Source organism: Enterocloster lavalensis (assembly GCF_046603895.1).
GTDB lineage: Bacteria > Bacillota > Clostridia > Lachnospirales > Lachnospiraceae > Enterocloster > Enterocloster lavalensis.
Map to the genome: position 1 here is coordinate 3,949,563 of NZ_CP176637.1, position 12,528 is coordinate 3,962,090.

General features: G+C 57.6%; 11 protein-coding genes. 10 read left to right on the plus strand and 1 reads right to left on the minus strand.

Translation table 11 applies throughout. The annotated features are described in order from the left end of the window. The first annotated feature begins 140 nt into the window (after positions 1-140). The 10 genes from ACK2JC_RS17675 to ACK2JC_RS17720 all read left to right on the plus strand — a co-directional run bounded on the left by ACK2JC_RS17675 (position 141) and on the right by ACK2JC_RS17720 (position 10,811). A complete protein-coding gene (locus ACK2JC_RS17675) occupies positions 141-1,529 on the plus strand; it encodes a hypothetical protein (RefSeq protein WP_331681292.1) in 1,389 nt (462 codons plus the stop codon). Positions 1,530-1,550: 21 nt separating this feature from the next. Then, positions 1,551-2,327, plus strand: coding sequence for a glucose-1-phosphate cytidylyltransferase (gene rfbF, locus ACK2JC_RS17680; protein WP_092368373.1), 777 nt, complete (start codon positions 1,551-1,553; stop codon positions 2,325-2,327). A 4-nt stretch (positions 2,328-2,331) separates the two neighbouring features. Further along, positions 2,332-3,390 carry a CDP-glucose 4,6-dehydratase gene (rfbG, locus tag ACK2JC_RS17685; protein WP_368271173.1) on the plus strand — a complete coding sequence of 353 codons (1,059 nt, stop codon included), beginning with the start codon at positions 2,332-2,334 and terminating at the stop codon, positions 3,388-3,390. A gap of 306 nt (positions 3,391-3,696) precedes the next feature. Further along, the gene (gene rfbH, locus ACK2JC_RS17690; protein WP_320938118.1) at positions 3,697-5,046 is read left to right on the plus strand and encodes a lipopolysaccharide biosynthesis protein RfbH; all 1,350 of its coding nucleotides are present in this window, start codon (positions 3,697-3,699) and stop codon (positions 5,044-5,046) included. Between the two features lie 48 nt (positions 5,047-5,094). Beyond that, the gene (locus ACK2JC_RS17695; RefSeq protein WP_320938117.1) at positions 5,095-5,937 is read left to right on the plus strand and encodes a phosphorylcholine transferase LicD; all 843 of its coding nucleotides are present in this window, start codon (positions 5,095-5,097) and stop codon (positions 5,935-5,937) included. 62 nt (positions 5,938-5,999) lie between these two features. After that, entirely contained in the window at positions 6,000-6,926 is a 927-nt protein-coding gene (locus ACK2JC_RS17700) for a glycosyltransferase family 2 protein (protein WP_320938116.1), read from the plus strand. A gap of 231 nt (positions 6,927-7,157) precedes the next feature. After that, entirely contained in the window at positions 7,158-7,856 is a 699-nt protein-coding gene (locus tag ACK2JC_RS17705; RefSeq protein ID WP_320938115.1) for a TetR family transcriptional regulator, read from the plus strand. Next, complete coding sequence (locus tag ACK2JC_RS17710; protein WP_092368354.1) at positions 7,846-9,063, plus strand: TolC family protein; 1,218 nt, start codon at positions 7,846-7,848, stop codon at positions 9,061-9,063. Before ACK2JC_RS17705 ends, ACK2JC_RS17710 begins: the two co-directional genes overlap by 11 nt. 26 nt (positions 9,064-9,089) lie before the next feature. Beyond that, complete coding sequence (locus tag ACK2JC_RS17715; protein ID WP_320938114.1) at positions 9,090-10,319, plus strand: TolC family protein; 1,230 nt, start codon at positions 9,090-9,092, stop codon at positions 10,317-10,319. A 243-nt stretch (positions 10,320-10,562) separates the two neighbouring features. Further along, positions 10,563-10,811 carry an HPr family phosphocarrier protein gene (locus ACK2JC_RS17720; RefSeq protein ID WP_007717299.1) on the plus strand — a complete coding sequence of 83 codons (249 nt, stop codon included), beginning with the start codon at positions 10,563-10,565 and terminating at the stop codon, positions 10,809-10,811. Between the two features lie 114 nt (positions 10,812-10,925). Here the strand turns inward: ACK2JC_RS17720 and ACK2JC_RS17725 are convergent, their stop codons facing one another. Beyond that, a complete protein-coding gene (locus ACK2JC_RS17725) occupies positions 10,926-12,467 on the minus strand; it encodes a BCCT family transporter (RefSeq protein WP_227169433.1) in 1,542 nt (513 codons plus the stop codon). Positions 12,468-12,528: the final 61 nt, after the last annotated feature.

A 12,528-nucleotide genomic window follows, 5' to 3' on the forward strand; every position in this document is an offset into this window, starting at 1 on the left:
GCCGCGTCAAGCTCGCTTGTAAGCGGATTTTCGCGCCAATTTTCACATCGGATGGACATCCGATGCTTCTTGACCGGTTTTTTCGGTCAAGAAGAGGGGCTGTCTGAACTGTTACAATTAGAGGACAGGAATTGCGGATTATGAGACAGAAGAAACAGATTTTATACTGGCTGCTGCCCCTCATGGGCACGGCCTTCGCCCTTTGGTATGTGAAAAACGCCACGGCGGACGTGGTGTATTCCGACTACATCCGCCTGGTCAACAGCTATCTGCCGGACGTGTGGAACCCGGCAAAGTTCTTTGTGCCCGACGTGCTCACCCGAATCCCCGTCAGCTACCTGGCCCGTATCGTGAACGTGGAGCTGTTCGGCTTCTCCGTCACCTTCGAGCGGGTGCTGGGGGTGTTGAGCCTGGGGCTCTCCGGGGCGGTGTTCGGGCTGTACTGCCGGGAGCGCAGGGTGGGTTTCCTGTGGTTTGCGCTGTTGTCGGCGGTGATGTTCAGCCTGAACAAGTGGGAGATGCTGACAAACGGCAGCGGTTGGGCCCATTTCCTGGCGTTTGCCTGCTTTTATTACCACGAGGTGGTGCTGGACCGGGTTTGGGCCGGGGAAGAGAAAACACACGACCGGCTTAAGCTGTGCATTCTGCCCTGGCTGGTGATCCTGGGAGCGGCAGGCCCCTACTGCGCCAGCTACGCGGCGACCCTGCTGTTGTCCTACGGTTTCTGTATGGTCCGGGACCATTATAGAAGAGCGGATGGAAAATGGGACCGGCGCTACGTCCTCTACGGCCTCTGCGCCCTGCTGCCCCTGCTGCTGTACATGCTCAGCAATTCCTTTGCGGTTAATGAGCACGCCGGGGCCACCGGCCGTTCCCTGGGGCAGATTCTGGCCGACCATCCCAGCTTTCCGGTGCGGTTCCTGCTGAAATCCTTTGCCGGTATTCTGGTGGGCGGGGAGGAATTGCAGGCGCTTGTGGAAAATGGGACTCTGACGAATTTGGGGGTCTACCTGCTGGGACTGTTTGTGGTTTTGGGGTATCTTTTGGCCCTTTGGCTGAACCTGAAGCTGAGGCTGTACGAGAAAACTTTATTTCCCATGATGCTGCTGGCGTCCGGGGGAATGAACCATGTGCTGATCTTCCTGTCCCGGTACATTTTCGAGAAGGAGGACTACGCCTGGAGTTCCCGCTACGCGCTGCAGTTTCAGGTGGGAGTCCTGGGGATTGTATTGACCTTTGCCCTGGCGGTTCCCATTATTTCCCAGAGCAGGAGGGCCTGGCGGGCGATGACGGTGTTGTTCTGCCTTGCAATCCTGGCCGGAAATGGTTATACTACTTATCGTGAGTTGAAGAAAGCTCCCTACCGGGAGGACCGGTTTGAGCAGATGGCGCGGCAGGCCGGGGATTTTTCCGGGATGACGGACGATAAGCTTGCCGATCTGTACGAGTACCACAAGGGCCGGGACAAGATTGAGCAGGCATTTGAGATATTGAAGGAGAACCACCTGAACGTATTTCGGGACAGGTAGAGGATAACGGAGGATAATACTATGAAGGTTGTGATTTTAGCGGGCGGTCTGGGGACCAGGATCAGCGAGGAGAGCCATTTAAAGCCGAAGCCCATGATCGAGGTCGGCGGCAGGCCTATCATGTGGCATATTATGAAGTATTACTCGGAGTACGGGTTCCATGACTTCGTGATCTGCCTGGGTTACAAGCAGTATGTGGTGAAGGAGTTTTTCGCGGATTATTTCCTGCACACCTCCGACGTGACCTTTGACCTGGCCCACAACAAGATGGAAGTGCACAACAACTATTCCGAGCCCTGGAAGGTGACCCTGGTGGACACCGGGCTCAACACCATGACCGGCGGGCGGGTGAAGCGGATTCAGCCCTACATCGGGGACGAGCCCTTCATGCTGACCTACGGCGACGGCGTGAGCACAGTGGACCTGGATAAGCTGGTGAAATTCCACCAGTCCCACGGCAAGATTGCCACCATCACCACGGTGAACATCGGACAGATGAAAGGCGTGCTGGACATCGCCCCGGACAACACCATTCTCTCCTTCCGCGAGAAGCAGGACGACGACGGGGCGCTGATCAACGGTGGATTTATGATGCTGAACCCGCAGATTTTCGATTATCTGGAAAATGACGCCACCGTCTTTGAGAAGGAGCCCATGCAGCGGCTGGCCGCGGAGGGGGAGCTGAAATCCTTCTACCACAGCGGATTCTGGCAGTGCATGGACACCCAGCGGGAGATGAACAAGCTGGAGACATTGTGGCAGTCCGGCAACGCGCCGTGGAAAATCTGGAAGGACTGAGCGTATGAATTGGAATGAATTGGAGAAGTTTTATAGTGGAAAGTCCGTGCTGGTCACCGGCCACACGGGGTTTAAGGGCTCCTGGCTGACGCGCATGCTGACGCTGGCAGGTGCGAAGGTTACGGGATATTCCCTGAATCCGCCCACGGATCCCAGTCTTTTTGAGATCGCGGGGCTGGAGGACACCATGGACAGCGTGATCGGGGACGTGCGGGACCTGGCCCGTCTCCAGGAGGTATTTGAGCGGGTGCAGCCCCAGGTGGTGTTCCATCTGGCGGCCCAGCCCATTGTGCGGGATTCCTATAAAGACCCGGTCTACACCTATGAGACCAATGTGATGGGCACGGTGAACGTGCTAGAGTGCGTGCGCAGGACGAAAAGCGTGCAGTCGTTTTTGAATGTGACCACGGATAAGGTGTATGAGAATAAGGAATGGGAGTACGGCTACCGGGAGTGCGATCCCCTGGACGGCTACGACCCCTACTCCAACAGCAAATCCTGCTCCGAGCTGGTGACCCACAGCTACCAGAAGTCCTTTTTCCAGGATGGGCGCTGCGCCATCTCCACCTCCCGCGCGGGAAATGTGATCGGCGGCGGCGATTTTGCCAACGACCGGATCATCCCCGACTGCGTGCGGTCCGCGGGCTGCGGCCGGGAGATCGCCGTGCGCAATCCCCATTCCACCCGTCCCTACCAGCTGGTGCTGGAGCCCCTGGCCGTGTACATGGCCATTGCCATGCGCCAGTGGGAGGACAGAAGCTTCCAGGGCTATTACAACGTTGGCCCGGACGACAAGGACTGCGTGACCACCGGGACGCTGGTGGATTTATTCTGCGCCGCCTGGGGGCCGGAGGCCTCCTGGGTGGACCAGTACGACGGGGGGCCGCACGAGGCTAATTTCTTGAAACTGGATTGTTCCAAGATTAAACGCGCCCTGAATTGGACGCCCCGGTACGGCGTGAAGGAGGCCATCGAAAAGACTGTGGCCTGGTCAAAGGAATACCTGGAGGGCGCGGACATGCTGGAAGTGATGGACCGGCAAATTCGTGAGTTTTTCGCGTAGGCGGCCCACGTAGGGCGGCGGGACGCGGTGTTTCCCGGCAGTGAGTGCGGGCGGGCTATGATAGCGGTTTGTGCGCTGCCGTCTCGTCCTGGCGGTCTTTGCGGTCTCGTGTCCGCCCCGGCATCGGGCGCATTCCCGGGCCCGCCCCGGCGTCCGGCGCATTCCCGGGCCCGCCCCGGCGTCGGGCGCATTCCCGGGCCCGCCCCGGCGTCCGGCGCATTCCCGGGCCTGTCCCGGCGGCCGCGCGTTCTCGTGCCCGCCCTGGCGGTCCCCGACATGAATAAAGAATAAGGAGAATCGACCCCAATGTTTGAAAATAAAACCGAAGCACAAGCAAAAGAACAGATTCTGGGCCTGGTGGCGGAATACTGCGACAAGTTCCACAACCGGAAAAAGCCTTTTGAGGAGGGTGACCGCATCCCCTACGCGTCCAGAGTCTACGACCACGCGGAGATGGTAAACCTGGTGGACAGCGCCCTGGAATTCTGGCTGACCTCGGGCCGTTATACCGACGAGTTCGAGGCCAAGCTGGCCAAATACCTGGGCGTGCGCTACTGTTCCCTGGTGAACTCCGGCTCCTCCGCCAACCTGATCGCCTTCATGACCCTGACCTCCCCCCTTCTGGGTGAGCGCCGGGTGAAGCGGGGGGACGAGGTCATCACCGTGGCCTGCGGCTTCCCCACCACGGTCAACCCCATGATCCAGTACGGCGCGGTGCCGGTGTTCGTGGACGTGACCATTCCCCAGTACAACATCGACGTGACCATGCTGGAGGCGGCCCGCTCCGAGAAAACCAAGGCCGTGATGATCGCCCACACCCTGGGCAATCCCTACGATCTGGCCGCCGTGAAGGCATTTTGCGACAAATACAACCTGTGGCTGGTGGAGGACAACTGCGACGCCCTGGGAAGCCGCTACACCTTAAACGTGGACGGCAAAGAGGTGACGAAGCTCACCGGCACGGTGGGCGACATCGGCACCTCCAGCTTCTACCCGCCCCACCACATGACCATGGGCGAGGGCGGCGCGGTGTACACGGACAACCCGCTGCTCAACAAGATCATCCACTCCTTCCGGGACTGGGGCCGGGACTGCGTCTGCCCCTCGGGGAAGGACAATACCTGCAACCACCGCTTTGACCGCCAGTACGGCGAGCTGCCACTGGGATACGACCACAAGTATGTCTACTCCCATTTCGGCTACAACTTAAAGGCAACGGACCTCCAGGCCGCCATCGGCTGCGCCCAGATTGAGAAATTCCCCACCTTCGTGGAGCGCCGCCGCCACAACTTCGACCGCCTGAAGGCGGGGCTTTCCGGGACGGAGGAGAAGCTGATCCTGCCCGAGCCCTGCCCGAATTCAAGACCCAGCTGGTTCGGTTTCCTGATCACCTGCAAGGAGGGCACGGACCGCAATCAGGTGGTGCAGTACGTGGAGAGCAAGGGCGTCCAGACCCGGATGCTGTTCGCCGGAAACCTGACCAAGCACCCCTGCTTCGACGAGATGCGGGCCACCGGCGCGGGCTATCGGGTGGTGGGAAGCCTGGAAAATACGGACCGGATCATGAGCGACACCTTCTGGGTGGGCGTGTATCCGGGCATGACCGACGAGATGATCGACTATATGGCAAAGACCATCCGGGAAGCGGTTCTGTAAGGGGGATAAGACTCCCGGTAATTCCGTTTGACATCAGAGGAGGAAGCCATGGCGGACCAGTACGACATGAGCGGCGTGCACAGCGCCAATTTGAAAATATTGAAAGAGGTGGACCGAATCTGCCGCAAGTATAAGATTCGCTACGGCCTGGACGCGGGAACCCTGATCGGGGCGGTGCGCCACCATGGGTTCATTCCCTGGGACGACGACGCGGACGTGTATTTCACCCGCGGCCAGTACGAAGACTTCTGCAAGGTGGCGCCCCGGGAGCTGCCCGAGGGCATGGAGCTTCTGGAGCCGGATCAGATGCGGGGCGGGAAGGCATTTTACGACTTCACCCCGCGGATCATCTACCACAAGAGCCGCCGCCACGGGGATACGCCGGAGATGGCCTACTATGAGGGAAAGCTGAACCACCTGTGGGTGGATCTGTTCATCATTGACAAGCTGCCCGCGGGGAAGTCCGCGGCCGCCATGACCCGGTTTCTCCACAAGGCGGTTTACGGCCTGGCTATGGGCCACCGCTACCATTTGGATTTCAAAAAATACAGCCTGCCCCACAAGATTTTTGTGGGCGGCCTGGCCGCGGTGGGACGGCTGATTCCCATGAGGGCAATCTTCGCCATGCAGCGGGCCGTGGCCTTAAAGGACCGGCACAGCAAGGGCAGTCTGCGCTACTACAGTAATTACCAGCCGGATTTCCTGTACGTGACCGTGGAGAAGGACTGGTGCGATCAGGTGGTGGATATGGAATTCGAGGACACCCGGCTTATGGCCCCGGCGGGCTGGCATGAGATTTTGACGGAGGTGTACGGGGACTATATGACGCCGCCGCCCAAAGAACAGCAGGTACCCACCCACTCCGGCCGGGAGATCGAGGTGTTTGGCTGAGGCGGAAGAGAGAAGGCCGCGCGGGGTGCCATACAGCAGAGGAAAGGATTCAGGACGGTTTAATGGACAGGAAAGTATCGGTTGTAGTGTCCGTCTACAACGAAGAAAAGGCATTGGAAGAATTTTACAGGGAAACGGGCAAGGTCTTAAATGAGCTGGACTGGGGTTATGAGCTGGTGTTTGTCAACGACGGCAGCGCGGACGGCAGCCTGGCCATTCTGGACAGCCTGGCGGAGCAGGACAGCCGGGTGAAAGTAGTCAGCTTTTCCAGGAATTTCGGCCACGAGGCGGCCATGATCGCGGGGCTGGATTACAGCAGCGGCGACGCCGTCGTCTGTATGGACGCGGACCTGCAGCATCCGCCGGAATGTATTCCCCGGATTCTGGAGAAAATGGCCCAGGGCTACGAGGTGATCAGCATGGTGCGGACCAAGAACAAGAGCGCGGGACTGGTCAAGAATATCACCTCCTCGGGCTTTTACTGGCTGATCAATCACATTTCGGATGTGCATTTCGAGCCAAACGCCTCGGATTTCTTTGCGGTCAGCCGCCATGTGGTCCAGGTGTTAAAGGACAATTACCGGGAGAAGGTGCGCTTTCTGCGGGGGTATGTCCAGAACGTGGGCTTCCGCAAGGCTACCATCGAGTACGAGGCCCGGGCCAGGGTGGCGGGGGAGAGCAAGTACAGCCTGAAAAAGCTGTTCATTTTCTCCATCAACACGATCCTGTGCTTTTCCAACATGCCGCTGAAGCTGGGCATCTACGCCGGGATTTTCTCCGCGCTGCTGGGCGTTGCGGTGATCGTCTACACTCTGTTCACCCGTCAGGGCGCTCCCAGCGGTTACGCCACCATCGTGGTGCTGATCTGCTTTATGTTCGCCATGATGTTTGCGATCATCGGCATCATCGGGGAGTACATCGCCATTCTGTTTACCGAGCTGAAGGACCGGCCCATCTACATCGTGGACCGGACGCGGAATGTGGAGTGAGCGGCCGTCCAAAAGCCGCCCCGGAAACCGGTTTAATAGAAATTTAATGATGCGTTGCTTGACATTGGCTGGAAACTATGGTAAAAATTTAAACGTAAGTATGAAAAAGCAGATTGTTCAACTTTCTGCTTTTTTGTTCGCAGGAAGATGACAACTTGTCACAAGTGACAGGTTATCATAATCTGTGCGTTATACATTACCACACACAGGATAAAAGGGGGGACGAAAGACGTGCCGACCCAGCGTTTTTTTAATTTGAAAGAGGAGAAGCGGCGCGCGATTGTGGGAGCCGCGGTGCATGAGTTCTCCCGGGTGCCCTATTCCGTTGCTTCCATCAACCAGATTATCAAGGAAGCGGATATTTCCAGGGGAAGCTTTTACACGTATTTTGAAGATAAGGATGATCTTCTGCAGTATCTGGTCAGCGGATTTCGGGAAAAGTGCAGGGAGCAGGTCTACGCCCAGCTGGAGTTAAATCAGGGCGATCTGTTTGAAACCGCCTGCGCGATGATGGAACAGATCATGGACGCGGGGAATGAAAGCCGTGGGGCCGAGCTGTACCGCAACGCCCTGACGGAGCTGAACCCGGTGACTCAGAGCAGGATGATGGGCATCAAGGGATTCCTGTACGAGGACGAGGTCTACTGCCAGTTTATCCACGGGCTGTACGAGCGGATCGATTCCGCCAGGTATCCCGTGGGGAGCGAGGCGCAGCTGGCCTGCCTGGTGGAGATCATTCTGGTACTGGTGATCAAGGCCGTTACCATGTTTTACATGGGGGCGGCGGACCGGGAGCGCATCATGGAGGTGACCCGGAGACAGATGTACATATTGAAAAACGGCGCCCTGTCCGGGAATATGCCGGAGGAATCCCCGGCCGTCCGTCTGGACAGAAGGCCGGAAAAGAAGGAGATTAGCTATGAGAGATAACAGGAAACGGCCCGGCGCCCGCCGGGGCCTTGTAGTTTTGACCGCCTGCGTGCTGGCGGGAATCACGCCGGTTACGGCCTTTGCAGCCAAACGGCCCGACGACAACCTTTCCGATGTGGAAGCGCCCAGGCCGGATGTAAACAAGGATTTAAGCCCGGAGTTCGCCTACAGCGAGGACAAATGGGCATCCCTGCGGGATAACGTGATGGAGTACGGCGAGCTGGCCGACCTGATTCACGAGTACAACCCCGTGGTCCGCAGCAACCGGGAGTCCTACAACGATATGCGGGGTAAGACGCTGAACGACGTGTACCAGGAGGCCATGGACGCGGCCCAGGACCTGTGGGACCAGGCCGGGGATTCGGACGACGATTCCATGCGGGCGACCCTGAACATGCAGGGGAACACGCTGGCCAAGTCCGCGGACGATCTGTTTGAGGACCCGGAGATGCAGAAAATCAGTTACGACCAGGCCGAGGCGGGGCTGGTGTCCCAGGCCCAGCAGCTGATGATCACCTACCAGCAGTCCGGTTACACCATGGAGAATCTTCAAAACACCCGGAATCTCCTGCAATCCAAGTATGAGGCAGCGGTGGCGCTCATGGGAACGGGAAGCTCCACCCAGGTTGAGGTATTGAACGCCCAGAAGAGCGTTCAGGATCAGGACGCCGCCATTTTGTCCACCCAGAAGTCCATCGACAGCGTGCACCGCACCCTTTGCCTGATGACCGGATGGGCGGCGGACGCGCAGCCGGAGATCCGCACGGTGCCGGAGCCGGATTTGGCCCGCATCGACGCCATAAATCCGGAAGCGGACCAGGAGACGGCCCTCAAGAACAATTACACCATCCGGTACAATGAGAAAAAGCTGGGCAACCTGACCGCATCCACCCAGATCGAGGCCACCAAGGCCACCATCGAGGATGCCAGAAACAATGTGATCAACGGCTTAAAGACCCAGTACAACACCATCCTCACCACACGGGATTCCCTGACCACGGCCCAGCTTCAGCTTCAGCTGGCCCAGGTGGATCTGGAGAAGGCGGCGGCCAGTCTGGCCGTTGGTTCCTCCACGCAGCTTCAGTACCAGAGCGCGGAGAATGCCTTTATCACGGCGAAGAACACGGTGGAGACCACCAAACTGCAGCTGTTTTTGGCCATGGAGAACTATGACTGGATTGTAAAAGGTCTTGTGGCATCGAAGTGATGTGAGGAGTGAACGAGGTGAGTTTGATGAACGATAGAAAATGGAAGGGTTTCTGCGCGGCCGCCATGGCGGCCCTGCTCTCGGCCGGACTGCCCCTCACCGCAATGGCGGAGCCGGAACCGGCTCCGGGGGACGGATACCAGCAGTATATGGAACGCCTGACCGACAACCGCATCGAGTACGATGAGCTGGCGGATCTGATCAAGAATTTTTACGGTCCCTTAAAGAGCCAGTACGATTCCCTGGAGAGTATGAAGGGGGACACCGCCGACATTGCCATGCAGATGCGCGTCAGGGCGGATGATATGGTCAACGATGAGGACGGCCTGAAGGACCAGAAGAAGGATAATCCCCAGATGGCGCCTGTGCTGAACGGATACATTGCGCAGACCCGGGCTGGTATCAAGGAGCTGCGCAAGCAGGCCAAGAAGGTGGAGGACAATCTGGATAAATTCGACTCCGGCGCAAAGATGATCGACCGCTATGTGAACAGCGCGGCCCAGGGTCTGGAGTTTCTGGTGAACACCTATCAGCAGACCCTCTCAAAGCGGGAGCTGGTGGCAAAATCCGTGGAAGTGTCCCAGGCTGCCTGGAATCTGCAGCAGACCATGCAGGCTCAGGGCCTGGCGGTGGACGCCGATATTTTGTCCGCGGCCTCCCAGCTGGCTTCCTCCCGGCAGCAGTTGTCCAGTCTGGACTCCGGGCTGGAGCAGATGCGGCGCAATATTTACCAGCTCACCGGCTATGATATGAACGCGGCCGGTGTGGAGATCGGCCAGGTGCCCCACGCGGATCCGGCGGCCATCGCCTCCATCGATGTGGCGGCGGACAAGGATAAGGCGGCCATGAACAACTATGATCTGATCAACCTGCGGGGAACCGCGGGGGGCGGAAGCATGAATATGGTGGAGAAGCAGACCATGAAATCCACCACCATGACCCGCAACAAGATCCGCAACGTGGAGTACAGCGAGGAGCAGGTGCGCTCCAACGTGCAGGGACTCTACGATACCATTTTACAGAAAAAGGCTGAGTACGACTCAGCAAACACCGCCTGGCAGAGCGCCCAGATCACCTGGAACGCGGCCCAGATCCAGCGCCAGGGAGGGCTGGTCAGCGACATCCAGTTCATGCAGATGGAGCTGGCTTACCTTCAGGCCAAGTCCGGTTACGAATGCGCGGACCTGGCTCTACAGCAGGCCATGCGGGACTACCAGTGGGCGGTTAAGGGCGTGACAATAACGACAGCATCATAAAGTTACATATGTTCCCGATTTCATTGAATTTTCAGAAGATGTAACTTCTGAAAATTCAATGAAATCGGGATTCTTTATAAATAATTTATGCAAATTACAGAATAAATGTACAAAAATTGGGAGTTGTCTCTTGCATTTGACAAAAAAAGATGTTATCATTTTTTTATAGGGGATATATAATGATTTACAAGGAGGTTCGTGGTTACTGTTTTATGGTTCTGTGTTTTGAATTGAGGTGAGTTTATGTTGATGCGACAAGTTGACCTCAGGGATATGGCCCCCAGGCCGATCCCGATTTCTTATCTGATTCAGACCGCCAATCAATTTCACTGCGATATCTATGTGACCAGCGATGCTGAGACTGTCAACGCGAAGAATTATGATGAGATCAAGAAGCTCAGAATGTGTGGCGCCCCCTTGACATTCTACTTTAAGGGAAGTGACGAGGGAGAAGCGGGCGACCGCATCGAACGGATTTTTACATCAGGATAATAAAGAGAAGGGGAAAAAGGACATGCATTTCAAGCGCTAAAGGAGAGCCGGCGGCAACGCGGAGGCTCTCCTTTTCGAATGACGCGCGCCCCTGGGCGCGGTCTGTCATAGATTTCAGTTGGTTTCTTCGTCCAGATAATGTCTGGCGTCTTTGAAAAAGCTCCATACAATCAGCAGAATAATGAAACCGATGGGGAAGGCGGCGATGATGGATACCGTCTGCAGGTTCGTCATGGAATTCTTCGAGAAGATCAGGGCGATAGGCAGCAGCATGAGCACCACGGCCCAGAACAGCTTTACCTTCCGGTCCGGCTCCTCTCCGGCCTCCAGGGACTTGTAGGAGTAGGAGGAGGCCACCATGGTCAGGGCGTCGAAGGAGGTTGCGTAGAAGGCCACCATGGTAACCGCCAGCAGAATCAGGCCGAACTTGGCCAACGGCAGAGTCTCGAACACGGCGATGATGGTCTTGTAAAGGTTCTGAGTTCCGGCGTAAATCCCCATCAGATCCAGCTTTCCGTGCATCTGCAGGCCCAGCCCGTAGTTGCCCAGAATGATGAAGGAGGTAAAGGTTCCGGCCAGCCCGAAAAAGTAGCCGCCGAACACGGTCTGGCGGATGGTGCGCCCCTTGCTGATGGTGCCGATGAAGAAGGGGGTTGCGACGCACCAGACCATCCAGTAGGCCCAGTAGAAGATCGTCCAGTTCTGGGGGAAGGAGGAGGTGCGCAGCGCGTCGGTCCAGGTGGCCAGGGAAATAAAGTTCTGGGTCAGGTTGCCCAGGGCGGTCAGGCCGGTTTCCACGATGTAACGGCCCTCGCCGCCGCCGAAGAACACATAGGCCAGCAGTCCGAAAAACAGGTACACGCAGGAGGCGGCCAGCTTTGCAATGCCCTCCATGCCGAAGTAAACGGCCATGGTGTAGACCACACAGATGATCACCAGGATGCCGATGGTCAGCAGGTTGGTCTCCTGAATGCCGAACACCCGGCTGATGGCCATGGACAAAAGCGGGGTGGCCAGGGAAAAGGTGGTGGCGGTTCCCGCCAGCAGGGCAAAGACCGCGGTCAGGTCGATCACCTTACCCCAGAAGCCGTCCACGCGTTTCCCCAGAAGGGGGCGGCAGGCCTCAGAGTATTTCTGTTTGCTGCGGCGGCGCACATGGATCATGAAACCGAAGGAGACGGCCAGGATGATGTAGAAGCTCCAGGGGATGGGGCCCCAGTGAAACAGCGGGTAGGTGCTGGCCCAGTCCTGCTGGGTACCCATTTCCAGAATATGGGGTTCATTGGCGTAGAGCATCCACTCGCACAAGGAATAAAACAGGATGTCCGCGGCCAGCCCTGCGGTGAACATCATGGAGCCCCAGCGGAAGGCGGAATACTGCGGTTTGTCCGTGTCGCCCAGGCGGATTTTGCCAAAGCGGGAGAAACCCATGTACAGGGAGCAGATGAAGGCCCCCAGCCCCAGGATCAGGTAATAGCTGCCCAACTGGTCGCCCAGGAAAAAGCGGATGGAGCCGAGAATACCCGACGAGGCCTCCGGCAGAGCCATGAACAGGGCGCACAGCACGAGAATGCATAAAAAGGGCACGATGGTGACAATCCAGTCCACGCGCTTTGTGACAGGGCGGGCGGCGGGAGTGTTGCAATCCGGTTTCATAAAATATTCCTCCTTGGCAGGCAGATTCAGTCGTTTATCTGACAATGTTCAAAAAAGTTTA

What these genes read in the sequence shown, in the direction of transcription:
- ACK2JC_RS17675 (WP_331681292.1), top strand. Translation starts at nt 141, where the DNA reads ATGAGACAGAAGAAACAGATTTTATACTGGCTGCTGCCCCTCATGGGC.
- rfbF (WP_092368373.1), top strand. Translation starts at nt 1,551, where the DNA reads ATGAAGGTTGTGATTTTAGCGGGCGGTCTGGGGACCAGGATCAGCGAG.
- rfbG (WP_368271173.1), top strand. Translation starts at nt 2,332, where the DNA reads ATGAATTGGAATGAATTGGAGAAGTTTTATAGTGGAAAGTCCGTGCTG.
- rfbH (WP_320938118.1), top strand. Translation starts at nt 3,697, where the DNA reads ATGTTTGAAAATAAAACCGAAGCACAAGCAAAAGAACAGATTCTGGGC.
- ACK2JC_RS17695 (WP_320938117.1), top strand. Translation starts at nt 5,095, where the DNA reads ATGGCGGACCAGTACGACATGAGCGGCGTGCACAGCGCCAATTTGAAA.
- ACK2JC_RS17700 (WP_320938116.1), top strand. Translation starts at nt 6,000, where the DNA reads ATGGACAGGAAAGTATCGGTTGTAGTGTCCGTCTACAACGAAGAAAAG.
- ACK2JC_RS17710 (WP_092368354.1), top strand. Translation starts at nt 7,846, where the DNA reads ATGAGAGATAACAGGAAACGGCCCGGCGCCCGCCGGGGCCTTGTAGTT.
- ACK2JC_RS17715 (WP_320938114.1), top strand. Translation starts at nt 9,090, where the DNA reads ATGAACGATAGAAAATGGAAGGGTTTCTGCGCGGCCGCCATGGCGGCC.
- ACK2JC_RS17720 (WP_007717299.1), top strand. Translation starts at nt 10,563, where the DNA reads ATGTTGATGCGACAAGTTGACCTCAGGGATATGGCCCCCAGGCCGATC.
- ACK2JC_RS17725 (WP_227169433.1), bottom strand. Translation starts at nt 12,467, where the DNA reads ATGAAACCGGATTGCAACACTCCCGCCGCCCGCCCTGTCACAAAGCGC.